Genomic DNA, 26300 nt, shown 5'->3' with positions numbered 1-26300 from the left:
ACCAAACCTGTGAACAGTTCCCGCACCGCTCCCCGGCGCATCGGCTCAGTTCTCGCCGAGTCCTCTTCGCGTACGGCGGGCGGCAAGTACCCGATGTGGTTCGGCCCGGCCGACTCACCGCTGTTCGGCACCGTCCATGTGCCGTCCGGCGGTCGGGCGCGCGGCGGTGTGGTGCTGTGCCCACCATTGGGCAAGGAACAGGTCGATTCGTATCGCGGCATGACCCTGCTCGCGCAGAAGCTGTGTGCGCAGGGACTTCTGGTGCTGCGGTTCGACTATCGCGGCACCGGGGATTCGTGGGGCGAGCAGGATCAGCCCGACGCGGTGGCGCACTGGCAGCGCAGCATCGTCGAAGCCGTCGCCTACCTTCGTGGTTGCGGGGTGAACGACGTCGGCCTCGTCGGTCTGCGCGTCGGTGCCTTGTTGGCGTGTTCGGTCGCCGCCGAGTGTGGCCCGCTCACCGCGATGACGCTGTGGGATCCGGTGGTCAGAGGACGGTCGTATCTGCACGAGCAGCGCGCGCTGTATTCGGTGAGCGTGACCACCGACTCCGAAGCAGATCCCAGGGTGTCAATCATCGGCGCTGTGCTGCATCCTGATTCGGCTGCCGACTTCTCCGCGCTCGATGCCGCGAAGACGAGAACGGACGCACCGGTGCTGGTTGCCACGCGCGCCGAGCGAGCCGATACCAAGCCCGTACGCAGGGTCGTCGAGACTCTCTCGGCTCAGGAACACATTCTGACCGCGCACGACGACTTTCTCGAGCCGAGTGATTTCGAGGTCGTCATCCCGACGTCCGACATCTCCTACCTCGCGACGTGGACGGCGTCGAAGTTCCCCGCGACGCCCGCGGCCGACGTCGCGGTGGAGCGTCGATCGCGATCAGTGGTCGAGGGAATTCAGGAGAGCATCGAATACCTGGGCGCACATCAGCTTTTCGCGATTCGGTCGTCCTCGGATCTGTGCCTGCCCGGTGGACCGACCGTGGTGTTGTATCCCACCGCCAACGAGCACCGTGTCGGTCCGGTCCGTATGTGGGTGGAACTGGCGCGGCTACTGCCTCGCTTCGGAGTGGCCACGGTGCGTTTCGATCGTCGCGGCACCGGCGAGAGCGGAATTGTGTCCGATACGGAGTTGACCCGGCTCTACAGCGACGAGGGCAACGAGGATGCACTCACCGCCGTCCGGCAGTCGGGGTCGACCCCGGACAATGTCCTGGTGGCCGGAATGTGCTCGGGCTCCTGGTATTCCAGCTTCGCCGCCCGAGAACTGGGGGTTCGTGCCGCAGTACTGCTCAACACCCTGGACTGGACCACTCGTCGACTCGAATTCGTCAAGCGTTCCTCGATGCACATCGAGGAGACGGGACTGAAGGCTCGCGCACTCGACCGTCTGCACCACTGGGGTGTACGGACCAAGAATGCACTGCAGCCGCGAATTCCGTATGCCCTGTGGATCTGGCTCGGCCGGCGCGGATTGATCCAGGTTCCCGAGATATCGCTGCGGATTCTCAGCGACCGCCGGGTGCAGACACGAGTTCTGCTCTCCCCCAGCGACACCGCCTGGTTCGAAACCAATCGTGGCCCGGAGGGAATGCGCCGGCTCCGACGCCGATCGTCGGTGCCCACCGTCACCTCGTTCGAGTCCGGTGATCACTCGCTCTACGGCCGCGACCTGCGCGAGAACGTGCGAGCCGAACTTCTCGCGGCCACTGCTGCTGCATTCGACCTCGAGATCACTGCTCCGTCGCCTCCCGTCGCAGTGGGGCGGGTTCGATTGTGAAGCACCGCGCTCCCAGAATCCTGCCGCCCAAGCACGAACAGCTCGAACAACTTCGGTGGTATCCGGTCGAACCGGCTCGGTTCGACCTGGGTCTGATGAACAGCCCGACGATGCCGGTGCAGACCGTGCCTCGGCACGATGCCGTGCATTCGGTCGATGCTTCTCCGATCGCCGACCCCGTCGAACATTCGACACCCGAGACGGGACCGGGTTCGAAGGCCTCCGACCGCAATCTCGCGCTCAACTCGATGGCTCTGATGCTCTCGACGGCCATAACAGGCGCACTCGGCCTGCTGTTCTGGGCTGCGGCCGGTCGGCTCTATCCCGTCGCCGAGGTGGGCAGCGCGTCGGCGGTCATCACCTCCGCGGTGATGCTCTCCACGTTGTCCAATCTGAGCCTCGGTTCGATGTACGAGCGATTCCTTCCGATCTCGGGCCGGTTGGCCAAGTCGTTCATCGTGCGCGGCTACCTCACCGTGACCGCGTTCGCGGTCGTGCTCGGCGGCGGCTTCCTGCTGGTTGCGCCGGTGGACGAGATGTTCACCAACACCGCTGAAATCGTCTCGTTCCCGTTCTTCGTCGCAGTGCTGGCGGTGTTCGCGCTGCAGGATCAGACCTCCTCCGGCCTGGGCGTTGCCCGATGGGCGGCCGCCAAGAACGTCTTTCACGCCGTCTTCAAGTTCGTGTTGTTGTTGGCGCTCTTCTCGACCGAGCGCAGTACCTCGATCATCTCCGCCTGGGCTGTCCCCGCGATCGTGGCGTCGATCTTCGTCTTGCGCGCGATCCTGAAGAACGTCCGCACCGAACAGCGGTACGCCGGCAAGCCGGATCTGCCGCCCCGGCGTGAGATGTGGGCCTACTTCGGTTCGGCGTACGGCATCACCGCGCTCGGCTCGCTCGCTCCGCTGCTCGTGCCGATGATCGTCGTCGCCACCCTCGGTGCCGAGCAGAACGCCTACTTCTCGCTCACCTGGTCGATCGTCAGTGCTCTGTACATTCTCATCAGCGTGTTGATCGGACCGTACGTCGCCGAGGTCGCCGCCCACCCCGAACAGTTCCACCGCCTGACGAAGCGATTCATGAGCCTCGTGTGCATCGTCGCGGTGGGTGGGTCGATCTTCCTGGCGTTCGTTGCACCGTTCGGACTCGGCCTGATCGGCCAGGGCTATCGCGATCAGGGCACCATCATCGTGCAGTTGGCCGCGCTGACCATCCCGCTCTCCGTCGTCGGTTCCCTGTACGACGGTTTGGCTCGGGTCCGTCGGCGCATGCGACTGGCCGTGATCGTGCAGGTGGTGGCCACCTCGATCATCATCGGCGGCTCGGTGGCACTGTCGTCGTCGATGGGCATCGCGGCCGTCGGCTGGGCGTACCTCGCCGCGGAGGCGTTCGGGGCAGTCGTTCTGATCGTGCCGCTCGTCCGATGGATTCGTGAGCTGTCCGCAGGCAGCAACGGCGAGTCCGGTGACGACCAGGGCCCGTCGGGCTCTCCCGGACCCCGCGGGCCGATCGACGACAGCGACGCCCGCCCACCTCGATCGCGTCATCGCGAGCCCCGCCACGGCGAGCCACGCCACGCCGAACCCCGCCACGCGGAACCGCCTCGCCGCGAGCCACAGGACGGCCGGCCGCAGCTCGACGAACCGTCACCGCGTCGCATCCCTGTCCACGCTCAACACAGGACGGCACCATGACTCAGACCTATCGCGCCAGTTCACTGGACATGCTTCGGTCCGATTCGCGCATCGTGACCGTGCTGGGACCCGCGGACTTCGGTGATCTCGCACGAGTGCGGAGCCGGGTACTCGCACTGGCCTCGATCGGTCCTGCGACGCGGCTGGGCCTGCGCGCCGACCAGTCTTCGGCCGGCTGGGTCTACGAGCCGGAGCGGGTGGTCGAGCACATCGTCGAGGGACCCGCCGTCGATCACGAGCAGTTGGCCAAGGAGCTCACCGAGTTCTCGCACGCGTCCGTTCCCGAGATCACTCTGCGGATCCGTCTGGCCGGTCGCTACCTGTTCCTCGATCTCAATCACGGTATCGGCGACGCTCTGTTGCCGGTCGACCTGTTCGCCTACTTGGCCGACGCACGTCCCGACGCCCCGCTTCCGGCGTGGGCGAGCAGAGCCATCGACGGTCACCCTCTCCGAAAAGCACTGTTGCGCTGGATCGTTCGAAATCCCAGGAAAGTCTTCGACACGATCCTCGACCGCGTCCGTCCCGGTCCGAACCCGGAATACGCAGCCACCACCGACACCGCCGCGCCGGACACCGCATCGCCGACGGCATGTCGGCCGTGGGCACCGTCCGCGGCGGTGGCCACCGTGGTGACGCAGTCGGGTACCACCGATGCGATCCGGCGGTGGCGGGAATCCCACCTGCCCGGCGCGAGCGTCAGCGCCGTGATGTGTGCCGCCGTGGCTTCGGCGTTCGCGCGCACGTCGTTGTCGCTCGATCGTTCCGCAGCGTTTCTGTTCGACTGCCGCCGCTACCTTCCGCCGTCGACGGTGGTGCTCGGCAACTTCGCGGCCGGGATCCGTTTCTCCGACATCGATCCCACCTCGGCCGGGGAGGTGCACGGGGCATTGTCCGGTGCCATCGCCAAGGGCCGTCCCATCGCATCCGCGACGATCAGCACCATCAAGTACAAGCGTGAACACAAGGCCGTCTCCGGGGTGTCAGCAGACCGAGTTCCGGTTCGACCCAGAGTTCAGCTCATGTACTCCGATCTCGGTAGAGTCAGGCAGTTGGAGCAGGTCTCCTGGGTTGCCGAGCCCGCCGACCGTGCCTTCTTCGTGATCGCCGATCCGGGACTACCGGAGTCGGTGATGATCACGATGGAGACCATCGGTTCGGTCGTGTTCGTCTCGGCGTCGTTTCACGACAATGTTTTCGACCGCCACACAGTGCAAGCCGCACTCGATCTCGTAGCAGCGAACCCCCTCGCATTGCTGGCCCCTCAGGAGAAGACTGCATGACCATCGAAGCGAAGCGCCCCACCGAACCCGAAGCGAACAGTCCGACGTCGAGCACCGTTGCGCCTGCAACGAAGCGATCGGTCTTCGTTGCCCACGTCGCTCGGTGGGCGGGCTTGTCGGTGGTGCAGTTCGTTCTCGTCGAGTACATCGTCTCGGCCACCTGGCGGGGTCTCTACAGCTACCGGAACAACTACATCAGCGAGCTCGGCGTTCCCTTCTGCGGGCCTACCGGCAACTGGCCGTGCAGCCAGCTCTACGTGCTGCTCAACGCCTCGATGGTGCTGTTCGGTGTGGCGATCGCCGCGGTGGGGGCATCCTGGTACATCGTTCGCCGGATCGACGGCAGGGCCGCGTCGTTCTTCCTCGTGGCCGGCGCGGGTGCCATGACCGCCGGCTTGGTCAACCAGGGCGTGAACTACCCCATCCACTCGTTCGGAGCCACCGCGTTCTTCATCTTCGGAAACTTCGGCCTCGTCGTCGCAGGCGGGCACCGGAGTCTGCCGCGCGGTATTCGCATCGTCGTGACCGCGCTCGGTGCGGTCGGTCTGGCCGGTTACTTCGCCTACATGAGCGGTCACGAGTTCGGTCTCGGTATCGGAAGCATGGAACGCATCGCCACCTATGCGCTTCTCGTGGGCATAGTCGTGCTGTCGGTCTCGCAGTTCAACGCGACGCGAGTTCCGAAGAACGTCGACGAGACCGCGTGAGTCGTCATGCCGCATCGAGCCACGAGTCCGGAACGGGGACCGTCGAGGTTTCGCGGCTACCAGGAACCGGGCTCATCGTCGAGCCTCCACGTCGACGCTGGCCTTCCGTTATGGCGTTCCTCGTCGTGCTGGGTCTGGTCGTCACCGGAACCGTGTACGGAATAACGCAGCGCTCGGACGGAGCCGACCCCGACTCCACTGCGCAGGGCACCGTCGACGCCACCTCCACGACGTCGGCGTCCAATACCGAAGCCGCCAAGCCCGGATTCACCGTCTACGACGACTTCTCGGGCACGGCGGGCGATGCCATGTCGGACGACCGTTGGAGTCACGATGTCGGGCAGACCGGTTGGGGCAACAACGAGAAGCAGGACTACACCGATTCGACCGAGAACTCGTCTCTCGACGGAGACGGCCACATGGTCATCAATGCGATGCGCAACGGTGACGGGTACACCTCGGCCCGAGTGACCACCAAGGACAAGTTCGAGTTCACCTACGGCCGCATCGAAGCTCGGATCAAGATGCCGGCCGGAGCCGGATTGCATCCGGCGTTCTGGATGCTCGGTACCGACCTGGACTCGGTCGGCTGGCCGCTGTCCGGCGAGATCGACATCATGGAGACGTTGAACCAGGCCGACCAGTACCACACCGGAATCCATGCCCCCCAACCCGATTCGTTGACGAGCCAGAAGGTGGACGCAGGCGGGATTCCGCCGGAGCCGCTGTCCGAGAACTTCCACACCTACTGGGTCGAGCGCTCTCCCGGCCGCGTGACCACCGGCATCGACGGCACCACCTTGGCCACGATCACTCCGGCAGACCTCACCGGCGGCAACGACTACTGGGTCTTCGACAAGCCGTTCTTCCTGCTGTTCAACGTCGCCGTCGCCGGTGACTGGCCCGGCCCCACCGACAACTCCACGCCGTTCCCGGCGACCATGGCGGTCGACTGGGTGCGGTATCGCGCCGACTGAGACCCCGCCCCACCTGCCCGTACGTGTCACTCGAAAGGACCCTCCCCGTGTTACCTCCCGCGCTCCCCAGACTGCAGTCTCCCGAATGGGACGGTGCCGTGTGGATCGGTGACATCGACCTGGAGCAGGATCTTCCGGACTCTCTCGTCCTCGACGGTTCCGACGGTTACCACCGTGCCCGGTTGCTGATCCGACGCGGACCGGACCCCCTCGGCTTCGTCGAACTCGATGTCGTCGACGGCGCGGTCGCGGCAGACGATGCACGGAGGGCGGCGATGTCGCTCGCCCAGGTTCCGATGCCCGATGCTGTGCCCGAGACCGATCGAGCGTTGCCGCCGATCACCGTGGTGATCTGCACTCGTGACCGAGTCGATCATCTGCAGGGCGCGCTCGCGTCGGTGTCCGCTCTGGACTACCCGGATTTCGAGGTGGTCGTCGTCGACAATGCGTCTCCGACCGATGCCACGCAGCAGTACGTTCGGGGGTTGGACGACTCCCGTGTTCGCGTCGTGTCCGAGCCGACGGCGGGTCTGTCGAGGGCCAGGAACACGGGTTTACGGGCAGCGCGGCACGACATCGTCGCCTTCACCGACGACGACGTCGCCGTCGACGCGAGGTGGTTGCGCAGCATCGCGCGCGGCTTCGGGCGGGCCGAGCGGGTCACGTGCGTGTCCGGCATCGTGCCGAGTGGGGAGATCCGCACTCAGGCGCAGGCGTACTTCGATCGCCGCGTCGGGTGGGCGAGTTCGGTGACGCCCCGGGTCTACGACCTGAAGAACCCTCCGGCCGACGTGCCGCTGTTTCCGTTCCAGGTCGGAATGTACGGAACCGGAGCCAATTTCGCGGTCGACCGCGGCCGGATGTTCGATCTGGGAGGATTCGACGAGGCATTGGGAGTGGGATCGCCGACCAACGGCGGTGAGGATCTCGACATGTTCTTCCGGGTGCTGATGGCCGGCGACAAGCTGGTGTACGAGCCTGCGGCCATCGTGTGGCACCGTCACCGCGCCGATCCCGAGGCGTTGGCGGTCCAGGCGCGCGGGTACGGGCTCGGGCTCGGCGCGTGGCTGTACACGGTCGCCACCGACCGCAGATCCGCGAGCCTCGCGGCGAAGGTTGCCGCCCGCCGACTCGGCAGTGCAATTCGGTTGTCGGCCAAGATGAGCAAGGTCGCCTCCCCTCCCGACGATCTCGCTGCCGACCTGCCCGACGGCATCGGCCGGATGGAACTGCTCTCCATCGCCAAGGGCCCCGCGGCCATCCGGCGCAGCAGGCGCGAAGGTCGCGAACGCACTCCGCTGGCGGGGGTGAGCCGTGAACCCGTCCTCGACTGATTCCAGATACCGGTCCATCGCGGATCTGCGGCACAAGCTGTTCGTCCCGTCCGACTGGACCGACTGGCCCATAGGCACCACCGACTTCGCTGCAGGCACGCGGCGGCGCGCGGGTAGCCGATTGCGCTACTCGGACATCAGCGTCCTCGCCGCCCTGTCCGGCCTGGCCTCGATGATCGCGCTGCCGACGCTGGTTCGCGTCGTGCTTCTGACGGTCCTGCTGTTCTTCGGACCCGGTGCCGCGATCCTGTCGTGGGTGCGCATCCCACGCACCGCGGTTCCTGCCGCCCTGCCGATTCTGAGTATCTCGGTGGTGACACTGATGGTGTCGGCGGCGATGTGGGGCTACCGCTGGTCGCCCCGGATGTGGACGTTGTGGCTGTGTCTGGCCCTGATCGGCTCGTCGGTGCTCTGGTACCGCAAGCACGGCCGTCCCGACCTGCCGGTCTGGGTGGCGCAGGCACGTGAGGTCGTCTCGCCGTCGTCGCGAACGTCCGCCCTCGCTTCCGTGAAATTCGCTCTGACCGACCGAGAGACGTTGCGACGCAATGTTGCCGGCCTGATTCTGGCGTTGGCGTTCTTTCTGTGGCTGCCGTTGTTGCCCGGTCTCGAGCGCGCAACGTACTCGCAGTTCGGGCTGCTGACCGCCGGAACCGGCCCTGGTTTGGTGCTGTGCATGGTGCTGATCATGGCGGCGTTCCTGATCGCGCTGCGTCGTCATCAGCTGCGCACCATGCTGGTCGCCATCGGCCTGGCCATCGTGGTCCAGCGATTCACCGTCACCCTCGTCACCTCCGCTCCGATCTACGACTGGACGTACAAGCACGTCGCCGTCACCGAGTTCGTGCTCGATCTGAACCGACTGGCTCCGAGCGGCGTCGACATCTACAGCGAGTGGCCCAGCTTCTTCCTCGTCTCGGCCTGGTTCCAGCACGTCACCGGATACGACACGCTGGCTCTGGCGCACGTGTTCGCGCCGATGATCCACGTGGTGCTCGCGGCGGCCGTCTACGGACTGGCGCGGGTCATGAAGTTCGACAAACGCGCCGCGATCACCGCGGCGATGCTCGCCGAGGTCATCAACTGGGTGGGCCAGGACTACTACTCACCGCAGGCGTGGGCCGTTCTGCTCGCCGTGGGCTTCCTGGCGCTGCTGATGTCCTCCTCGCTCACCCGGTCCGCGGCGTTCCTGTCGATCGTTCCGTTCGCGGCCCTGGTCCCGACGCACCAGCTGACGCCGTACTGGCTGATGGCCGTCACCGGCGTGCTGCTGGTGACGCGGCGAGCCAAGCCGTGGTGGTTGATGATTCCTCTCGGGATCATCCTGCTCGGATACCTGTATCCGCGACTGCCGATCGTGGCACCGTACGGACTCTTCCAGGGGTTCGACCCCGTACAGAACGCCGCGAGCAACGTCGAGGCGGAGGGCGTGCTCGGCAAACAGATCACGTCCCTGGTCTGCCGCGCACTGTCCGGCGGGGTGTTCGTGCTGGCGTTCGTCTCGGCGATCTACGCCTGGCGTACCAAGAAGACGTTCTGGGCACCGATGGTGATGGCGTTCGGATCGATCATGCTGCTCGCCGGGCAGAGCTACGGCGGCGAAGCGATCTTCCGGGTGTACCTGTACGCGATCCCCGGCTGCGTGCTGTTGATCACGCCGCTGTTCCTGGCCCTGTTCGATCGCAAGCCCTCCCAGGATCGCCCGTCCCGGGCCCGCAGGCTCACCGCCCGGACATCGGTTGCGGTCGCCACGGCCGGGGCACTCGGCAGTGCCGTGCTGGGCTTGCAGAGCTACTTCGGCCTGTGGCCGATCGTGCTCGAACACCGCGACCAGATCGACGACGCCCGCGCGGTCGCCGCGCAGTCACCGTCCGGCACCGCAGTCACGATGCTGTACTCCTCGGGCTACCCGGCCCGGTCGACGTCGGACTACGGGCGCCTGACGGAGGCCAACGAGTACTGGGACGTCCCGCTCTACGCGCTGGGCCCCGAGTACATGGAAGGCTTCCCGACGCCGGAGAAGCTCGGCCAGATCGACTACAACGCGTCGGTCAGCGACACACCCACCTACATGGTCCTGACCCGTCAGTCGCTCGAGGCGATGCAGTACTACGGGTTCGTCGCCGACGATGCGGTCGCACGTTTCCGGCAGTGGCTCGCCACCAACTCGGCGTGGTCGGTGCGGTATCAGGACACCAACACGATCGTCTACCAGTACCGATCACGTTGATCTCGTCACAAACTATGACGTGTATCTCCAAACAATCTCCCAGTTGGTTTGTTCGCGGCTTGACAAACTCGTAGCTTCTTTTAAGTGCCGAGCGTCGAGTTGGCTCGCATCTACGGTCAGAGCAATCTGCGCACCTTCTCCGACGGCTTCCGGGTGCTGCGCACCCTGATGACCGAGCGCATGCGTGCCCGCAAGATCAAGCGCAAGTCCATCGTTCGGCCGTTGCGAGAGTCGGTCGACGCCCGCACCGACATGGACCTCGAGTTCGAGGCCCTGGAGTCGTACAACGAGGTTCTCGAACTCCGCGAGAAGACGGCGTGAGTCTGCCGACTTCCTCGGTCGTCATCTGCGCGTACACCCTGGCTCGGTGGTCCGAACTACAGGCTGCCGTGCGTGCCGTCCTCGATCAGGTCGTTCCGGCGGACGAACTGATCATCGTCATCGATCACAATGCGCAACTGGCCGAACGTGCGCGCGAGGAGTTCTCGCCGCTGCACCGGACCGTGAACGTGGTGGAGAACAACCACCCACGTGGCCTCTCCGGAGCGCGCAACACCTCGCTCGACCTCGCGACCGGTGAGATCGTCGTCTTCTTGGACGACGACGCCTCACCGCGCACCACAGAGTGGCTCGGAGCCATTCTGTCCCATTACTCGGACGATGCCGTGTACGCCGTTGGGGGCTCTGCATACCCGGTATGGCCGGACAAGCGTCCGGCCTTCTTGCCGGCCGAGGTAGTGGGTGAACCCGGCGAACTCGATTGGGTCGTCGGGTGCACCTACCGCGGGCAGCCAACGGAAACCGCTCAGGTCCGCAATCTCATGGGCGCGAACATGTCGTTCCGCCGTGAGCCCGTCGTCGCACTCGGCGGGTTCGTCTCCGGCATCGGCCGGATCGGTCGAGTGCCGCTCGGTTGCGAGGAGACGGAGCTGTGCATCCGTCTGCGTCAGACGCATCCCGACGCCCAGATCGTGTTCGATCCCTCGATCGTCGTCGATCACACCGTCAGCGCAGATCGCACTCGTCCGCGCTATCTCATCACGCGCAGCTACGCCGAGGGCGTATCGAAGGCAGCGATCGCCCGGTTGATCGGGGCCGAGGACGCACTGTCCTCCGAGCGGGCCTACACCGCCAAGATTCTTCCTCGCGCGGTCGGCCGGGAGACCAGCGCAGCGGCCCGCGGCAATCCCGCGCGCGCGTGGGGTGCGATGGCCGTGGTGGCCAGCGTCGGTGCGGCCGGAATCGGCTATGCCCGAGGAAAACTCAGCACGAGCCGCTAGCGGCACGTGCACAGCTTGGGCCATCGACTGAATTCGTAGTCCACTACGAGTTACCGCTCACGACCTTCGGTGCCACCGAGGCCCGCTCCACGGAGTTCAAAGCGCGCACGTGTCCGCGCGGTGCACCCCCGCCGCGACCGACGAGCGTCAGCGTACGAGGTTCGTTCGGTGCCAGGTGGAACCACGAGTCGGATACCTCGAAGCCGTCGATGTCGACGCAGACGTACTGCGCCGGCCAGTCGGATCGGACGATCAGTTCCCATGTTCCAGAATCTTTTTCGACAACATTCGCCGTGAGGCCCACCGTGTTCTGACGACTCTGCGCGCCGACGAGCGCGGTGGTTCGTGCCGCCTCGACGCCGCTGTCGTCCAGAAACAGGACCGTGACGGCGGAGTAGGTGCGGCTGCCGAAGCGGTAGGCGTGGTTGACGTCGGTGAACGTGCCGACGATGGAATCCACCGTCAGTGCGATGGATCCGTTCGCCGGGGCGCTCACCGTGCGTTCGAACTCGTGGCTGCCGCGGGAGGCGTGCAGCACCACTCGAACAGTGCCCGATCGAGCCGGTCCGTCGTTGACCAGTTCCACCGAATAGCCGTCGAGTCCGTTGTCGGACAACAGCAGTGCCACCGGGGCACTGGCCCGCGCCAACGCGTAGAAGGGTGCCTTGGGCACACCGGCGGTGTCGACGATGCCCCAGCCCGCACCGGGGACGGTGTCTCGTAGCGTCAGCACGAGGGCTCCGGCGCACCCCGAGGATGCTCGACGCCAGTGGCCGAACGCTTCGGTGAACGCTTCGACGATCGCCGCTCTACCGTAATCGAGATACAGCTCTGCATCGTCGCGCCGGATCAGGTGTGGGTCGACGCCGAAGATCGTGCGTACGTAGTGATCGCGCACGTCCTCGAAGTCCCAGGACGAGCCGCGGTCGCGTGGGACGGCGGCTTTCCAGTCGGGGTGGTGACCGGCAACGGCCGCGGACCCGAAGAACTTCTCCACCTGCGCCCGTTCCGGGGGAACTGCGAAGGCCAGGCACTCCGCCGCGAAACGTACTCCGGCAGTGCGGATATCGGACAGTGGTCGGAGATAGCCGCCCACCCCGAAGTAGTGTGCGATGCCGTCGCCCACGTGAGTGTGCAGTTCGCCGCTCACGCTGGACGGACTCGAAGTCACGTAGGCGACGCCGGGTAGACGATCGGCGAGAAAGCTGGGAACGACGCTGTCCAGCATCACCATTCGCTGGTCCTCGGCTGCGAGTCCCAACATCGTGGGTTGCTGCTGAGTCTCGCTTCCACCACTGACGACCATCAGGGCGGGGTTGGCGGAGACCGTGTCGGCGAACGCGTCGAGCTCGCGGGTGACCGCTGCGGTGTACGTGTCGTCGGTGGGCGGGTCGACGGTGCCGAACATGACGTCCTGCCACACCATGATGCCCAATTCTGCACACAGGGACCAGAATTCGGCCTGCTCGTACACCAGGGTGCCGACGACGCGCACCATGTTCAGACCCGCCGATCGGAGCTGCTCGAGCGCCGCCCGCAGCTCGGGCTCCGGCGACCACAACCGCACCGGCTCCAGCGGGGTCCACGTTCCTCCGCGGCAGAAGACGGTCTCGCCGTTGACCGTCAGTACTGCGCCGCCTGCCGTACGGTCCAGCTCGACCGTGCGAAAGCCGACGACGCCCATGGGATGGACGGTGCCGTCGACCTCGAGCGTCACGCGATACGTTCGCGGTCGGCCGTGCGTATGGGGCCACCAGAGTTCGACGTCGGGCAGCGTCACCGCGCAGTCGACGCGCTCGACCGTGCCGAGCTCGAAGGCCCTGTCGTCGATCATGATTCGAGCCACCCCTGGAGCGCCCAGGTCGGCGCGCAGCGTGACGACGCCGTCGGTGCCCGATACCGCCGTCGTCAGGTCGACGCGGTGAACGTCGGGGATGGGGGTCATCGTCACCGGACGCCACGGTCCGACGGGTACCGGAAGGGGCCCGTACACGGGTGCGCGACCGAGCATCGTCGTTCGCTCGTGTCGCAGCCCCTGTGCGGCGATCAGCGACGATCGCCACCGACCGCGGGGGCGTCGGGACTTCAGTTGAGCTGCAAGCGATTCGATGTGGATGGCGATGGTGACGGTGTCTTCGCGGTCCGTCAGATCGAGGGTCTCGGGAACGAACATCGACGTCACGGTTCTGCGATGGACGCCATCGATCCAGATCCGGGCGCGGGTCGCGATGCCGCCGAAGCTCACTCGCACCCGGCGATGGTCACCGGTGGAGACGTGAGTGACGAACCACCAGTCGTGCTCGTCGGGATCCACTGCGAGTGAGTGTCCGAGCGCAGTGGCAACCGTGCCCGGCACCACCGCGTCGACCCAGTCGAGATCTTCCCGTAGATCGGCAGGGTCGAGAACAGAGCCGGCGTCGGTTCGGGCCAGCCGCCACCGAGCGCCGTCGAGCAGATCGATCACGTGCCCAATGCACCTGCAACGATGTCCATGGCGGCAGCCCAGTTCTTGCTCATCTCGATCAGCGGCTCGTCGAGCACCACATCCCGACCACGTGCGGCGCGCGCCATCCGGAATTGGACGGCCTTGGCACCGGAGGCGGCATCGAGGAAGTGCGGCGCTGCCGCAGCGGCTCCCGTGATGCCACGACCTTCGAGGTAGTGCACGTAGTTCGCAGCCAGTTCCGCCGTGGCACCGAACTGCCGGAGCAGGCCGAACGACCAGAGGTGGAATGCGTCGGGTCCCGCAGTCTGTACGAGCGGGATATCGGCGACGATGCGGCGAGCCAGCGCATCGACAGGGTTGCCAGAAGCTCGACGCGCCAGATGAGCGCGAGCGACGTCGAGGTCTCGATCACCGAAACCCGCGTCGAGTACCGCGGGATCCACTCGAATCTGCTCGACGTAGGGCAGCAGCACCTCCGCGTGCGGCTCGGGGGCGAGATTGAATATCCCGTCGAAGTCGGCTCCGGTGAGCTCGAAATAGCCGCGGTTGTGGAAGTACCCCATCACCTTGCCGTCGCGATCGACGAGATTCGGCACGATGGTGGTTTTGGTGTGCTGGTTGCGATAGCTGGTTCCCGCCGTATCGGGCAGCCAGAAGCCGTCGACCTCCACGGTGACGTGGATGCCGTCTTCCAGGCCTTCGACGACGTGCTCGAGTACGGGACGCCACACGTTCATCTCGGCAACGCCGATGCCGTACAGGCTGCGTAGGTCCTCGGGAGCGATCTTCACGAAATCCCACTGTCGCCCGTCGCATCCGGCGCTCAGCACGAAGGCGAGAGCCGGAGTGGGATCTGCACCGAACGAGTGCAGAACTTCGATCCACAGGTCGACGTAGCAGTTGGTCTCGGTCCAGATGCGGTCGTGATTGTGTATCGGGTGTGGTCGGTAACCGATGGGTTCGAGTTCGAGGACTCGTAGGCTGGTACCGAGCCTGTCCAGCACTGCATCGTTCGACATGAAGCCTCTCCTACCGGATCGAATGTCGGACGGTCCCCGAGCCGCATTTGTCCGTATTGCCTGTATCCAGGCCCCTAATCCTAACGAATCGGTTTGTTCTTCGCATTCGATCGGACGGTAAGATTGTTTTTGCCCGGGCAAACTATTTCCAGGGCCACCATCTCGACAGCAGCGATACCCGACTCCGGTAACGCGGACAATCGCAGAGCGAGCAGTCGGTTCCGCGCCGGTAATGCCGGTGCGCAGCTTGTTCATGATGACACTTGCACAATGGCTCTGAGCTGGGCACATGCCGAGTGTAGACAACACCTGACACATCCATGCCCAACTCGGGCAGGCAAGAGGAGGCACGAGCGCGATGCGCCGTTTCGCATCCAGCGCGCCGCTGGCCATCGGCTGGGCCCTGCTCGCAGGCGTCGCCGGAATGTTCCTCGTTCGCCAAGTCGGTGTGACCGAGATCACTTTTGTTGCGTTCGTCGTGGGGGCTCCGTATCTCGGGGTCGCCGCGATAGTCGCCGTGATCCTGTTCGCCGTAGCGCGCTCGCGCATCGGATCGGCCGTCGCAGTACTGATCACCGTTGCCGTCGTCGGCGTCCAGGTGCCGATGTTCCTCGCCGACGGACCGGACAACACCGGCCCGCAACTGTCGGTCCTGACGGTCAACGTCGCGCACGGCGACGCCGACGCAGCGTCCATCGTCGACGCGGTGCGGCGCAACGACGTCGACATTCTCGCGGTCCAGGAATTGACCCCGGAGGAAGTGGACGACCTGCAGGCCGCGGGCATCGACGACCTTCTGCCGTTCTCCTTCACCGCTGCGCTCCCGGTGGCCGATGGCACCGGGCTGTGGAGCCGTACTCCGCTGACCGACGGCACCCGCCTCGACAACTTCGGATTCGTACCGGTACAGGCGAAAACCACCGTCGACGGACAGGATCTGACCGTCGTCTCCTTCCACGCGATGTCGCCTGCCACACCGCGCCACACCACCGAGTGGGCCGCCGACCTGGCCAGGATGCGGTCGATCATGGAGACCTACCAGGGCACAGTGCTCGTCGCGGGCGACTTCAACGCCACCAACGACCACCGGCAGTTCCGCACGTTGGCGTCGTCCCCGTTCTCCGACGCGGCAGCCGGCGCCGGTGCGGGCCTGTTCCGCACGTTCCCGTCGGAACGTCCACTGGCGCGCTTGGATCACGTCGTGACGAGCGAGAACGTCCGCGCCCGGTCTGTCGAGCCGTTGCCGATCCCGGACAGCGATCACCTGGCGGTTCTCGCGCAGTTGCAGCTGCCCTGATCCGGGCGGCCGCGGATGCCGGTCAGAACCGCGGCAACTCGAAGACCGGTGCAGGTGGCAACTGAATCTGCGGCAGCTGAATCTGCGGCAGGCCGGGAATCAGTGGCGGCGGCGCGGGAGCCGGTGCCGGTGCAGCGGGCGGTACGTATTCCGGCTCGGAATAGGTGCGAGCCGGGGCCTGAGCGGCCTCGGTGGTCGGCGGCACAGTGGTCGTCGGTGGCACGGTGGTGGGCGGTGCGGTGGTCCTCGGCGTCGTGGGCACCGCGGTGACGGGCGCGCTGGTCTCGACCGGTGAACTCGTCGGCTCCGTCGAGCTGCCGCCGTACCCCAGGGACAACCCGAGTGCGGCGATGGCAACGAGACCCCCAGCGACGAGCACTGCGCCGCGCACCTTGCGCTTGGAGTCGGCGGGCTTGTCTCCGGTGGGCTCGGGGCTCAACCAATCCGGAGCCCCGGTCAACGACGCGGGATCGGACGGAGACTGCCGAACGCCCGGTTGTGGGCTCGGTCGACGCGGCGCATCGGCCACCGGGGTCGCGAGCAGAGCTGCACCGCGTGCGGCCACCGATTCCGGGTCCGCCGGGGTCACGACGGGGAGGCCGATCCACGCACCGAGAATGGATTCCACCAGAGGAATGCGCGCTCCGCCGCCGATGAGGAAGAGAGCGTCGACGTGCTTGGGCGAACGACCGATCACGTCACGCACCAGCCGCGCCGAGTACTCGATCGGGACGGTCACCAGAGACTCGAACGACTCACGCGAGATCAGGATGACGCCGCCGTCACCGGGCAGGCACACCGCGCCACTGGTCGACAGCTGCTCCTTGGCCACCCGGCACCGCGCGGTGAACTCGCTCAGCTCCTGGTTGTCGGCAATGTCGACGCCCTGCTTGGCGAGCTGATTGTCCGAGATGAGCCGATCGAAGTCGTCGCCGCTGATGTCGATGGTGCGTTCGGCGAGCAGAACCTGACCGGTACCGCGGTCGATAACGCTGATCGTCAATCCGGAGCTGCCCAGATCATAGAGGGCGATGGTGCCGAAGTGGCCCAGCTCGCCCGAGGCCTCCAGGTACTGCAACGCCGCTCGTGCCTCGGGAACCAGTCGGTAGTTGTAGAGCCGCTGGCTCGCCATGGCCTGCTGGATCTCGCCGAACTGTTGCTGGTCCCGATACGCGACACCTGTCGCTTGCACCGGTCCGCCGTCGCCCGGCTGCGAGAGCACGACTCCGATCGACTCGGCGGCCAATTCCTCCGCGCGGTCCCAGTAGGCGTCGACGGTGTCGTGATGGAAATCGAGGCGACCCGAATCCTGAGGGCGCGCGTCGGGACGAGCCATGCGCACAGCACTGGCCCCCACCGACACACCGAGAACTTCGGTCATTACCCGCCTTCGGTCGACTTCCCCGTGAACACACGCCGAGACTGGATGTCACGAACCAGTCTCGATCCCCCGCCAATGGCACACTGTAGCGCGTCCCTCGGTGCTCAGTGCGGCACCCGAGCACAGCACTAGAGTTGCGGGCATGCGCGTTCTGTTCGTCTGTACCGGGAACATCTGTCGATCGCCCACAGCCGAGCGCCTTGCGGCTGCATTCGCGCGAGAAGGTGGCTTCGAGCTCACCGCGAGCAGCGCCGGAACGCAGGGCTTGACCGGGCACGCCATGGATCCGACGGCGGCGACGGTGCTGACTCAGCTCGGCGGCGATCCGGACGGTTTCGTTGCCCGACGCCTCACGCCCGCGATCGCGTCCGACGCCGATCTCGTGCTGACGATGACGGCGGCACATCGTGACGCCGTCCTGGCTCTCGCACCGCGGCAGATGCGTCGCACCTTCACTCTGCTGGAGGCGTCGGGCCTCGTCGCCGCATCGGGCGCGCAGTCCATTGCGACCCTGGCCGACGCACGGGCGGTGCACCGTGTCGACACACTCGACATCGGCGATCCGTACCGGCGTGACCATTCGGTGTACGAGCAGGCCGGGGAGTCGATCGCGGAGGCGCTGCCCCGTGTTCTGCGGTTGTCGACGCAGTGAACGTCCATCTCTCACCGCCCCGCCCGCTGAGGTAACGTTCTCGCATCATTGCCGACCATCCGGGTCCGGCCACGGCGTTAGGGTCTGTGCATGCGCGACAAGGTCATCGCGTCGGCAGCAGTGGCGAGCGCCGGAGTGGCAGTCGCAGTCGGCTTGACCATCGGTGCTCTCGGTGGCGCGTTCGACGATACGAGCCAGACCGTTCGTCCGCCCGCTTTGAAGTCGGACAGTCTGAGTTCGGTCGAGACGACACCGACGTCGACGATCGTCATCGTGCCACCCTCGCCCACCTGGCAGGTCGCGGTACCCACCACTGCTCGTCCCACGACGACCACTCCAGATCGGTCCGAGACCACGACGCGAAGCCCGCGCCGAACCCCGTCCTCGGATCGGACGACCACCACCACCTCCGCCGAAAATTCCGACGATTCCGACGATTCCGACGACGAGAGCGGCACCACCGAATCCGAATCCGACTCCGGGCGCTAAGGCACCGGCCGGGGGTTATCGGCTCGGCTTCGTCAGCGCGGCGTTGTCGCCGATTCGCAACGCGGCCACCAGTTCTCGGTAGAGCGAGTCGGTGTTCATGAGCTCGGAGTGCGTGCCCCTGGCGCGGACCACTCCGTCCTCCATCACCAGGATCGTGTCGGCGTCGAGCACGGTGGACAACCTGTGCGCGATGGTCACGACGGCGGAGTCGGTCGCGATCGATCGGATCACCTCGTGGATTGCCGCCTCGGTGCGGCCGTCGACCTGCGCTGTGGCCTCGTCGAGCAGAAGGATTTCCGGACGACGAACGATGGCTCTGGCCAACGCAATTCGTTGACGCTGCCCTCCGGAGACGGTCGATCCGATCAGGTCGGTGTCCAGCCCGTCGTCCAGCGCGCGGATCGCCGAGTCCAGGTGCACCGACTCGAGCGCCGCCCAGATGTCGGCTTCGCTGGCCTCGGGATGGCTGAACAGGAGGTTCTCGCGGATCGAGCCGGGAAGCACCGGCGTCTCCTGCTCCGTAGGACAACCGCGCTCGCACCTCGTCGATGGTCAGCTCGTCGTACGGGGTTCCGCCGAGCCTGATCTCGCCGGACTCGGGGGTCAGGAAGCGCAGAATCAACGAGAAGACGCTGGTCTTGCCTGCTCCCGACGGTCCCACGATCGCGGTGTGTCCACGCGCAGGCACCGCGAGGTCCATACCGCGCACGGCCGGCTCCCTACCCGGTGCGTATCGGGCTGTGACGCTGCGGAATTCGAGAGCCGGCGCGGGCGCTTCGGTCCTCGCCGACCTCGCGGGACCCGTCTCACCCTTCTCGGTGACCAGGTCGTCGATCTGGCGGATACGGGCGGCCGCGGCCATTCCGGCCTGCAATGCGGTGATGTTCGTGGCCAGGGTGGACACCGGGCCCATCACCTGGAATGCGTAGAGCAGAAATGCGATAGGCTTGAGACGGCCAATGCCCCGGTACTGACGCGATAGCCGCCGAGACCGAGGATTCCGATGATCGCCAACTGCACTCCGCCCCCGGCGAACGTCCAGGCCAACGCGGAGATCTTGACCGCTCTGACGCTGTGCTGGGCGGAGATTCGCGCCTCGGAGATGACCCGCTCCGATTCGCGGGCCTCGGCCCTGCTGGACTTGACGGTACGAATCGCCCGCAGAGTGCCGTCGAGAATTCCACCGAGGCGGCCCACCGCTTCCTGGGACTGCCGCTGCGCGACGGCGATAGGAGGCATCAGGCGAGCGAACAACACTGCGATCGCAATGATGGCCGAGGCGATCGCGCCGAGCATCACCAGATCCAGCACAGCCATGAGAATCAGAGCGCCCACGAGGCCGACCACACTGTTGACTATGGCCACCAACGCATTCGAGGTGGCCTCGCGCAGCAGAACGGTATCGGAGGTGACCCGGGTGACGAGCTCTCCGGTGGGCCGAGTGCCCAGACTTCCCACCGTGGCACCGAAGTACTTGCGCACAATGGATTTGCGGGCGTCGAGGACCACGCGCTCGGCGAGGACCCCCAGCACGATCCACTGCAGGTACAGCACCAGCGAACCCACCACGAGCAGAGCCACCAGAATCAGCACCGGCTGGATCAAGGAGGCGTCGGTGCCGAGGCCGTCGAGCACTCCTTTGGCTACCATCGGCGTCGCCAGTGCAGCTCCGGTGCCGATGAGGCCGAGGGTCAGGCCGAGCGACAGGGTGCGACGGTGCGGGCGGACGAACTGCCACAGCACACGCAGATTCGGGACCGTTATCTTCTTCTTCTCTGCGGTAGCGATCTGCACGTCGACCATGGCACCAGTGTGCCGGATGTAGGCGGTCGGTCTAGGTCGCGTCCCAGATCATGTGCACGGTCGTACCGTTCTGGTCCGAGGTGACGGCGGCGCTGTCGGCCAACGCCCGCATGAGCGGCACACCCCGCCCGCGGTTGGGATCGGAGTTGTGCGATGCCCAGTCTCCGCGATCGGTCACTTTCACTTCTATTCGACCCTCCGCGGCACACGAGACTCGAATGTCGAGTGTTCCGCGGTCGGTGTGGTCTCGATATGCGTGCTCGACGCTGTTCGCTATCGCCTCGTACGTGGCCAGCACCACGTCGTACGCGCGATCGGGGTCGACGCCCACTTTGCCCAACCAGTCACCGAGCTCACGACGAAGCTCCGACGCTCGATGGGCGTCGGCAGGTTCGCCGGTGAACAGCAGTTCTTCCATTCGCGCACCTGCCGTCGAGATCGAACTGTCGGTACGTGAGTCGTCACCTCCGAAGAGAGTCGCCATCATGAATCCTGTCTACCCAAAAGTTCAGGATCTACCCGCATGAAGTGCAACGAATGCTTCGTCGACCGTTGCATAGATTCCGAACACCTCGTCCAGACCGACGAGAGTGAGGGGACGACCGGTGGCCGGACCGTCCGCGACCACGGCAAACCCGGCCGCGCCGCCGAGTTGGTGATGCGTCGACGCCAACAGGGACATGCCGGCGGACGCGAGAAATCCCACATCACTGAGGTCGATCACCACAGCCGTCGGCGATTTCTCGAGCACGAGAGCGACCGACTCGGACAGATCGGGAGCAGTCACCAGATCCAGTTCACCGGACACCGCCAGAACCACGTCCTGGTCACGCCATTCCACGATCACATCGAAGTGCTGGGGCCCGAGGCCCGTGTCGTCCGCAGTCACATGCCGACTTTACCCCGGCCCACACTGGCCGACCTTCTTCCACTCGGCCGAGTGGCCCGTCTCCCACTAGGCTCGCTTCGATGATCGAGGCACTGCAGGGAGCGGCCCGTCGTCGATCGTTCGGTGAGTACCTTGCGGTCACCATCGGTGGCGGGGTCGGCGCGGCGTTGCGGTACGAGGTCTGGACGTGGCGAGGATCGCCGAGGTGGCTGTTGATGAGCACGTTCGGCGTCAACGTGTTCGGGTGCCTCGTCGTCGGCGCTGCCCTGGGCTACCTGTGGGGACGGCCAGCCCCGGTTGCCCGCGCCGCCGTGTTCGGGCTGGCGTGCGGGTTCACCACCTTCAGCCTGTACGCGTTCCAAGCCGTGACGCATCGCGGTGCGTGGAATTCGGTGGTGTATCTGGTGGGAACGCCGATCATCGCGTTGATCGCCATGGCACTCGGCGCGGCGATCACCAAGCCGAGGCCGAGCAGCATTCGATGACGACCATGATTCTGGTGGCCGTCGGGGGTGGGCTGGCTGCGCTCGGGCAGTTCGTGTTCTCGTACGCCATCAGGTCCAGGCGACGGTTGTCCGCGCTCAATCTGCTGGCGTGTGCGGCGTTGGGGTTGGTGTTCGCTCTCGATCCACCGGACCGATTTCGTTCGCTGGTGGGCATCGGATTTCTGGCGTCGGTGGCCCCGCTGGCCAGTGTGGCGCTGGCTACGCTTCGGCTCACCAGAAACCAGGAGTATCGCAGCGCAACAGTATTTTTCGCTGCCAATGTGGTGGGCGGAATCGCTGCCGTGATGTTCGGATTTCTGGCGTGGAAGTCCGGCATCACGCTCTATCACAAGATTTTCTGACCCGCTCGGATCAGTCGTCCGTCGAGTTCTCGCACGGTCCCTGTACGCCCGCCTTGACGAAGCCTGCGATTTGGTAGAGGTAGGTGAACTCCCATTCGACGAGGGAGAAGTCGTAGGCACGTGGCGTCGGACGCATCGTGACGGTTCCGTCGAAGCACTGGTCGAATATGTACCGGGCGCGGGGTAGGTGGTAGCGCCACGTGACGACGATGACGTGATTCCACCCTCGCTCGCGGGCGAGTTCCTCGGTGAACATCGCTTCTCCGCGTGTGGTCGACGGAGTCGGCGGAATGCACAGCACCTCGAACTCGGTCGTCGATGCCGCGCAGTACTTCTTCATGGTCGGATCGCGGGAACCGTAGGGATCGGAGAGCACCACCGTCTTCGCCAGACCCTGCTCGGCGAGCGAGATGCCGTAGGCCTCGCGGCCGTCGTGTTCGCCGCCCAGTACGACGATGGCGTCGGCCGTGGTCATCGGATCGACGCGGGCCTTCGTGAACGCGACGTAGCCGCCGACACCGATCGCAGACACCAGGACAACCGGGATCGCGAAGGCCAGAAACAGCAACAGACGTCCGCGGAACACCTCACCAGGTTAGGGAAGGTGCACCGCGGGCGCGCGGTCAGAGACTCGGATCACTCACTGGGCTGAGGCACAGTGACGTTGCAGTCGGTGACCTCGGGGTTGATACCGAAGTAGTTGAGCGGTCCTGCGACGACAGTGAGGGCGATGGTGCCCGCTCCGCCGCAGTTCTCGGGTGCGCTCTCGAAGTATCCACGTTGGTACGACGCGAATGCGCCGATGATGAGCCAGACCAGAACGATCAACGTAACGAATCTCATGGTGCCCCCTAAGGCGGTCAGCCGCCGTTCGGCTGTCGAGAGTGACGTATGTCCGATTGTCGCAGTGTTCAAACCGCGGTCATTCGCTCCGCCTGGACAGTGTCTGCGACAGGTAGTCACTCAGTGCCTGTTCCTGGACGCGATCGAGGGCACGCGCCAGCTCCGCCTGTGCCGATTTCATCGCCAGGCTGCGCATCTTCTCGAACATCTCGGTGGTCTCGGCTACCTCCCCCGACTTGGGGAGCCATCCCGGACCGTGTTTCGCGGCCAGATGGTCGGTCACGCTCCCCACCATCGATTCGGCGATGGCGTTCATCTTCGATGCGGTTCGCTCGTGCTGGTCGAGCAGTTGCTCCAGGGTGAAGCCGTACTGGCTGAGATCGACGAACACCTCGAGGAGAGTGGGATCGAGTATCTCGGCCTGATCTCCGTCGATTCTGATCAGTTTCGCTTCGATGAGTCGGGCAACGATGTCGTCGTTGTCCTCACCGAGAAATTGCGCAATCAGTTCGACGGGGATGACCGTGGTCTCGGCCGACGACCACTTGCGGGTCACGATTTCCTGCAGGCCGAGGATTTCTTCCAGGTCCTTGCCCTGCTCCCAGCCCGAGAGGAAATCCGCGATGTGCGCCGAGGTGAACCCTCGTTGCAGCAGCGAGTCGATCACCTTGAGTCGAGTCAGGTGATCGTCGTCGTAGATACCGACGCGACCGCGGAGCGTGGGCGGCGGAAGCAGTCCGCGTTCCTGGTACGCCCGCACATTGCGAGTGGTCGTCTTGGCCTCTCGGGCCAAGTCGTCGATTCGATACTCCACCGATCTCCCTACCTCCGCCGCGCGTCGACCCACAGGATATACGTCGACCACGCGGCGGAAGGCGGACCCGAAGCCGAACGTCATCGCAACGGAAGCGTGCTCTCGTGCACCCGCAGCGGTTCTCGCGGCCGTTCGACGCGGCGCGGAGTCATGGTGAAATCGCCCTGCTCGACGCTTCTGAGCTGGTTGACGTACTGGGTGGCGAAACCGGGGAACATGGTGGCGTTGAAGCCGTCCTCAGTGAGATACCAGCTGCTGCAACCGGAATTCCAGGTCGTCTTGGCGAGTTTGCGCTGCATCTCCTCGTTGTAGGCATCCTGAACGTCCTGGCGCACATCGGCGCTGTGCAGGTTGCCGTCGAGCACCAGGGAGATGGCCTCGACGAGGTAGTCGATCTGGGCCTCCATGTACACCAGGGCCGAGCTGTGTCCCGGCCCGGAGTTCGGGCCGAAGGTGAAGTACATGTTCGGGTAGCCCGATACGGCAATGCTCTTGTACGCCTTGGCCCCTGCGCTCCACTCGTCGGCCAGCACACGGCCGTCGCGCCCGGTGATCGGGATGGGGGTTCCGGTGTTGGAGACGTCGAATCCGGTGGCGAACACGATGGCGTCGAATTGATGCTCGACGCCTTCCACGGTCCGAATTCCCCTGGGCGAGAGCGTTGCGATCGGCCACGTCACCAACGTACAGTTCGGCTTCTGCAATGCCGGGTAGTAGTCGCTGGTCATCAGCAGTCGCTTGCAGCCGGCTCTGAACCGAGGAGTCAGCTGACGCCGCAGCCACGGATCGCGAACCTGACGACGCAGATGCGCGCGACCGACCAGTTCGACGATGCGCGTCAGCGGCGTCTTCCAGACGACTCCGAGGGCGACGGACTCGTGGCCCCAGAACCACAGCGAACGCGCCAGGGTCTGGGCCTGCGGATATCGGGCGTACCGACGCTTGGTGCTGCCCTGTGTCTTTCGGTTCATTCTGGGCAGCGTCCAGCCCGGCGTGCGCTGGAACACCTTGACCGTATCGGCGACCTTCACCAGTTCCGGAACGATCTGCACCGCGCTCGCCCCGGTTCCGACCACCGCGATCTTCTTTCCCTCGAAGTCGTAGTCGTGGTCCCACCGAGCACTGTGGATCTTGTGTCCCTCGTAGGTGTCGATGCCCCGAATGTTCGGCAGACTGGCATTGGCGAGCGGCCCCGACGCCATCACCACCGTGCGCGCCCGAACGTCGGCGTGCCCGTCGATGCTCAGGTGCCAATGCCCGGCCGCCTCGTTCCAGATGATGTCGATGACGTTGTGGCCGAATCGAATACGCGACTCGATGTCGAACTCCCCCACCATCGTGTGGATGTACTCGAGAATCTCACCGCTACCGGAATAGGTGTGCGACCAGTTGGGGTTGGGCGCGAAACTGTATGAGTACAACCTGGACGGGATGTCGCAGGCGGCGCCCGGATAAGTGTTGTCTCGCCAGGTTCCTCCGACTGCGCTTCCGCGTTCGAGGATGACGAAGTTGTCGATACCTTTGTTGCGCAGTCGGATAGCAGTACCGATTCCGGCGAACCCTGCGCCGACGATCACAGCATCGAGTACACCGTCGCGCACATCGAACTCGCTCATGCGACGGGCTCGTAGGTCAGTTCCTTGGCCCAGGTCGGCTCGGAATTGAGAGTCTTCGTGGGGTACCGGCGCGTGAGTTTCACCAGGCCGTCCGCCAGCAGGTGGTACGGGTGCTTGCGATTGATCACGATGCTGCCGTGCCATTGCACAATGCGGTACATGGGAACCCGCAGCGCAACGGGATTGCGCTGACCGACACTCTTGAACCGCTTCATCGCGGTGTACAGCCGCTCCTCGTCGACGCCCATCTCGACGATGTTGTCGCGCATCTTGTTCAGCAGCGGGATGTACCGCAGCGTTCCGACGATGAGTGCCGGGTTCATCCACGCGCCGACGGTGTCGACCAGAATCTTGCGCATACGCGAATGCCCGAGCAGCTCGATTACCGCGAAATCGACTGCAAGATGCCGTGATTCGTCGGAGTTGATCTTCTTGAACACCGCCTGACACACCGGGTCGTCGATCTCGTCCATGATGAACTTCACGAGCGCACCGTCCAGCGCGACCTCGAGCATCGGAATGACGGTGCCCAGTACGGCCAGTGACAGTCCGTCCGAGTGCTTGTCCAGCCAGTCGATGACGAGCTTGACGTTGATGTTCGGTTCGGGCATCTGGTCACCGTCGAGCATCCCCCACCGCCGCATCAGAGCGAGCTCGGCGTTGGCGTGCTTCTGCTCCTCGGCGTGGAAGTAGCGGTAGATCTCCGCCAGCGTCTCGTTCGGTGCCTTGAGCGCCATGGCGGCGAAGCCGCGAGCGCCCACGTTCTCGATCCACATCAGATCGGACATGAAGGGCTTGAGTTTGGCATGCAGTTCGGGGCTGATGGTCTCGGCTCCCGGGCCGTCCCAATCGATGTCCGCCAACGCCCACTGACGGTCCTTGATCTTGGTCAGCATGTCTTCGAAGTCCATTGCCAT

At 65.3% G+C, this 26300-nt stretch carries 26 protein-coding genes and 1 pseudogene; 15 read left to right on the top strand and 12 right to left on the bottom strand.

Features of this window, described 5'->3' with window-relative positions:
* Positions 1-9: 9 nt before the first annotated feature.
* From QM590_RS11870 to QM590_RS11830, 9 genes are all read left to right on the top strand, one after another.
* Entirely contained in the window at positions 10-1782 is a 1773-nt protein-coding gene (locus QM590_RS11870) for an alpha/beta fold hydrolase (protein ID WP_269594998.1), read from the top strand.
* On the top strand, positions 1779-3476 hold the full coding sequence (locus tag QM590_RS11865; protein WP_269594999.1) for a lipopolysaccharide biosynthesis protein: 1698 nt from the start codon (positions 1779-1781) through the stop codon (positions 3474-3476). The genes QM590_RS11870 and QM590_RS11865 overlap by 4 nt, the downstream gene beginning before the upstream one ends.
* A complete protein-coding gene (locus tag QM590_RS11860) occupies positions 3473-4759 on the top strand; it encodes a hypothetical protein (RefSeq protein WP_269595000.1) in 1287 nt (428 codons plus the stop codon). The genes QM590_RS11865 and QM590_RS11860 overlap by 4 nt, the downstream gene beginning before the upstream one ends.
* On the top strand, positions 4756-5466 hold the full coding sequence (locus tag QM590_RS11855) for a DUF998 domain-containing protein (protein ID WP_094686911.1): 711 nt from the start codon (positions 4756-4758) through the stop codon (positions 5464-5466). Before QM590_RS11860 ends, QM590_RS11855 begins: the two co-directional genes overlap by 4 nt.
* A complete protein-coding gene (locus QM590_RS11850) occupies positions 5463-6443 on the top strand; it encodes a glycoside hydrolase family 16 protein (RefSeq protein ID WP_269595001.1) in 981 nt (326 codons plus the stop codon). Before QM590_RS11855 ends, QM590_RS11850 begins: the two co-directional genes overlap by 4 nt.
* Before the next feature lie 47 nt (positions 6444-6490).
* Entirely contained in the window at positions 6491-7777 is a 1287-nt protein-coding gene (locus tag QM590_RS11845) for a glycosyltransferase family 2 protein (protein WP_255183129.1), read from the top strand.
* Positions 7758-10007 carry a hypothetical protein gene (locus QM590_RS11840; protein WP_269595002.1) on the top strand — a complete coding sequence of 750 codons (2250 nt, stop codon included), beginning with the start codon at positions 7758-7760 and terminating at the stop codon, positions 10005-10007. The genes QM590_RS11845 and QM590_RS11840 overlap by 20 nt, the downstream gene beginning before the upstream one ends.
* Before the next feature lie 84 nt (positions 10008-10091).
* Positions 10092-10328, top strand: coding sequence for a hypothetical protein (locus QM590_RS11835; protein WP_269595003.1), 237 nt, complete (start codon positions 10092-10094; stop codon positions 10326-10328).
* Positions 10325-11287, top strand: a complete 963-nt coding sequence (locus QM590_RS11830) for a glycosyltransferase family 2 protein (protein WP_269595004.1) — start codon at positions 10325-10327, stop codon at positions 11285-11287. Before QM590_RS11835 ends, QM590_RS11830 begins: the two co-directional genes overlap by 4 nt.
* A gap of 43 nt (positions 11288-11330) precedes the next feature.
* Here the strand turns inward: QM590_RS11830 and QM590_RS11825 are convergent, their stop codons facing one another.
* A complete protein-coding gene (locus QM590_RS11825) occupies positions 11331-13751 on the bottom strand; it encodes a glycosyl hydrolase 2 galactose-binding domain-containing protein (protein ID WP_269595005.1) in 2421 nt (806 codons plus the stop codon).
* A complete protein-coding gene (locus QM590_RS11820; protein ID WP_149407385.1) occupies positions 13748-14752 on the bottom strand; it encodes a DUF1839 family protein in 1005 nt (334 codons plus the stop codon). Before QM590_RS11820 ends, QM590_RS11825 begins: the two co-directional genes overlap by 4 nt.
* Before the next feature lie 358 nt (positions 14753-15110).
* On the opposite strand from QM590_RS11820, the gene QM590_RS11815 reads away from it, so the two are divergent.
* Positions 15111-16049, top strand: coding sequence for an endonuclease/exonuclease/phosphatase family protein (locus tag QM590_RS11815; protein WP_149407386.1), 939 nt, complete (start codon positions 15111-15113; stop codon positions 16047-16049).
* A 22-nt stretch (positions 16050-16071) separates the two neighbouring features.
* Here QM590_RS11815 and QM590_RS11810 read toward each other — a convergent pair whose 3' ends face one another.
* Positions 16072-17430: a DUF7159 family protein gene (locus QM590_RS11810; protein ID WP_149407387.1), complete on the bottom strand. Its 1359-nt coding sequence runs from the start codon at positions 17428-17430 to the stop codon at positions 16072-16074.
* A gap of 142 nt (positions 17431-17572) precedes the next feature.
* Between QM590_RS11810 and QM590_RS11805 the strand changes: the two genes are divergently transcribed.
* Positions 17573-18082: an arsenate reductase/protein-tyrosine-phosphatase family protein gene (locus QM590_RS11805; protein ID WP_149407388.1), complete on the top strand. Its 510-nt coding sequence runs from the start codon at positions 17573-17575 to the stop codon at positions 18080-18082.
* A 90-nt stretch (positions 18083-18172) separates the two neighbouring features.
* Entirely contained in the window at positions 18173-18571 is a 399-nt protein-coding gene (locus tag QM590_RS11800) for a hypothetical protein (protein WP_149407389.1), read from the top strand.
* A gap of 15 nt (positions 18572-18586) precedes the next feature.
* Here the strand turns inward: QM590_RS11800 and QM590_RS11795 are convergent.
* Positions 18587-19232, bottom strand: a pseudogene (locus tag QM590_RS11795) (ATP-binding cassette domain-containing protein).
* Between QM590_RS11795 and QM590_RS11790 the strand changes: the two are divergent.
* The gene (locus QM590_RS11790; protein WP_262498563.1) at positions 19120-19500 is read left to right on the top strand and encodes a hypothetical protein; all 381 of its coding nucleotides are present in this window, start codon (positions 19120-19122) and stop codon (positions 19498-19500) included. The pseudogene QM590_RS11795 and the gene QM590_RS11790 overlap by 113 nt on opposite strands.
* On the opposite strand, the gene QM590_RS11785 is transcribed toward QM590_RS11790, so the two are convergent.
* From QM590_RS11785 to QM590_RS11775, 3 genes are read right to left on the bottom strand one after another with little or no spacing between them, the layout of a single operon-like run.
* Positions 19484-20374, bottom strand: a complete 891-nt coding sequence (locus QM590_RS11785; protein WP_262498552.1) for an ABC transporter ATP-binding protein — start codon at positions 20372-20374, stop codon at positions 19484-19486. The two genes, QM590_RS11790 and QM590_RS11785, sit on opposite strands and share 17 nt — an antisense overlap.
* A 31-nt stretch (positions 20375-20405) precedes the next feature.
* Positions 20406-20861: an ATP-binding protein gene (locus QM590_RS11780; protein WP_149407390.1), complete on the bottom strand. Its 456-nt coding sequence runs from the start codon at positions 20859-20861 to the stop codon at positions 20406-20408.
* A 21-nt stretch (positions 20862-20882) separates the two neighbouring features.
* On the bottom strand, positions 20883-21218 hold the full coding sequence (locus QM590_RS11775) for an STAS domain-containing protein (RefSeq protein WP_410482258.1): 336 nt from the start codon (positions 21216-21218) through the stop codon (positions 20883-20885).
* Between the two features lie 125 nt (positions 21219-21343).
* Here QM590_RS11775 and QM590_RS11770 point away from each other — a divergent pair, with 125 nt between their 5' ends.
* Together QM590_RS11770 and QM590_RS11765 are read left to right on the top strand one after the other, a co-directional pair.
* On the top strand, positions 21344-21748 hold the full coding sequence (locus QM590_RS11770) for a fluoride efflux transporter FluC (protein WP_269595006.1): 405 nt from the start codon (positions 21344-21346) through the stop codon (positions 21746-21748).
* On the top strand, positions 21745-22110 hold the full coding sequence (locus QM590_RS11765; RefSeq protein ID WP_149407392.1) for a CrcB family protein: 366 nt from the start codon (positions 21745-21747) through the stop codon (positions 22108-22110). The genes QM590_RS11770 and QM590_RS11765 overlap by 4 nt, the downstream gene beginning before the upstream one ends.
* Before the next feature lie 10 nt (positions 22111-22120).
* Here QM590_RS11765 and QM590_RS11760 read toward each other — a convergent pair whose 3' ends face one another.
* From QM590_RS11760 to QM590_RS11740, 5 genes are all read right to left on the bottom strand, one after another.
* Positions 22121-22696 (bottom strand): YdcF family protein, encoded by a 576-nt coding sequence (locus QM590_RS11760; RefSeq protein ID WP_149407393.1) that lies wholly within the window; start codon positions 22694-22696, stop codon positions 22121-22123.
* Between the two features lie 50 nt (positions 22697-22746).
* Positions 22747-22953, bottom strand: coding sequence for a hypothetical protein (locus tag QM590_RS11755; RefSeq protein ID WP_094640793.1), 207 nt, complete (start codon positions 22951-22953; stop codon positions 22747-22749).
* A gap of 79 nt (positions 22954-23032) precedes the next feature.
* Entirely contained in the window at positions 23033-23767 is a 735-nt protein-coding gene (locus tag QM590_RS11750) for a MerR family transcriptional regulator (RefSeq protein WP_149407394.1), read from the bottom strand.
* An 80-nt stretch (positions 23768-23847) separates the two neighbouring features.
* Positions 23848-25383, bottom strand: a complete 1536-nt coding sequence (locus QM590_RS11745) for a flavin-containing monooxygenase (RefSeq protein WP_149407395.1) — start codon at positions 25381-25383, stop codon at positions 23848-23850.
* Complete coding sequence (locus tag QM590_RS11740) at positions 25380-26300, bottom strand: ferritin-like domain-containing protein (RefSeq protein WP_149407396.1); 921 nt, start codon at positions 26298-26300, stop codon at positions 25380-25382. Before QM590_RS11740 ends, QM590_RS11745 begins: the two co-directional genes overlap by 4 nt.

The organism is Rhodococcus sp. IEGM 1372, assembly GCF_030056835.1.
Classification (GTDB): domain Bacteria; phylum Actinomycetota; class Actinomycetes; order Mycobacteriales; family Mycobacteriaceae; genus Rhodococcoides.
The sequence above is the reverse complement of the archived record's forward strand: the minus strand, read 5'-3'. Positions and strand labels throughout refer to the sequence as shown.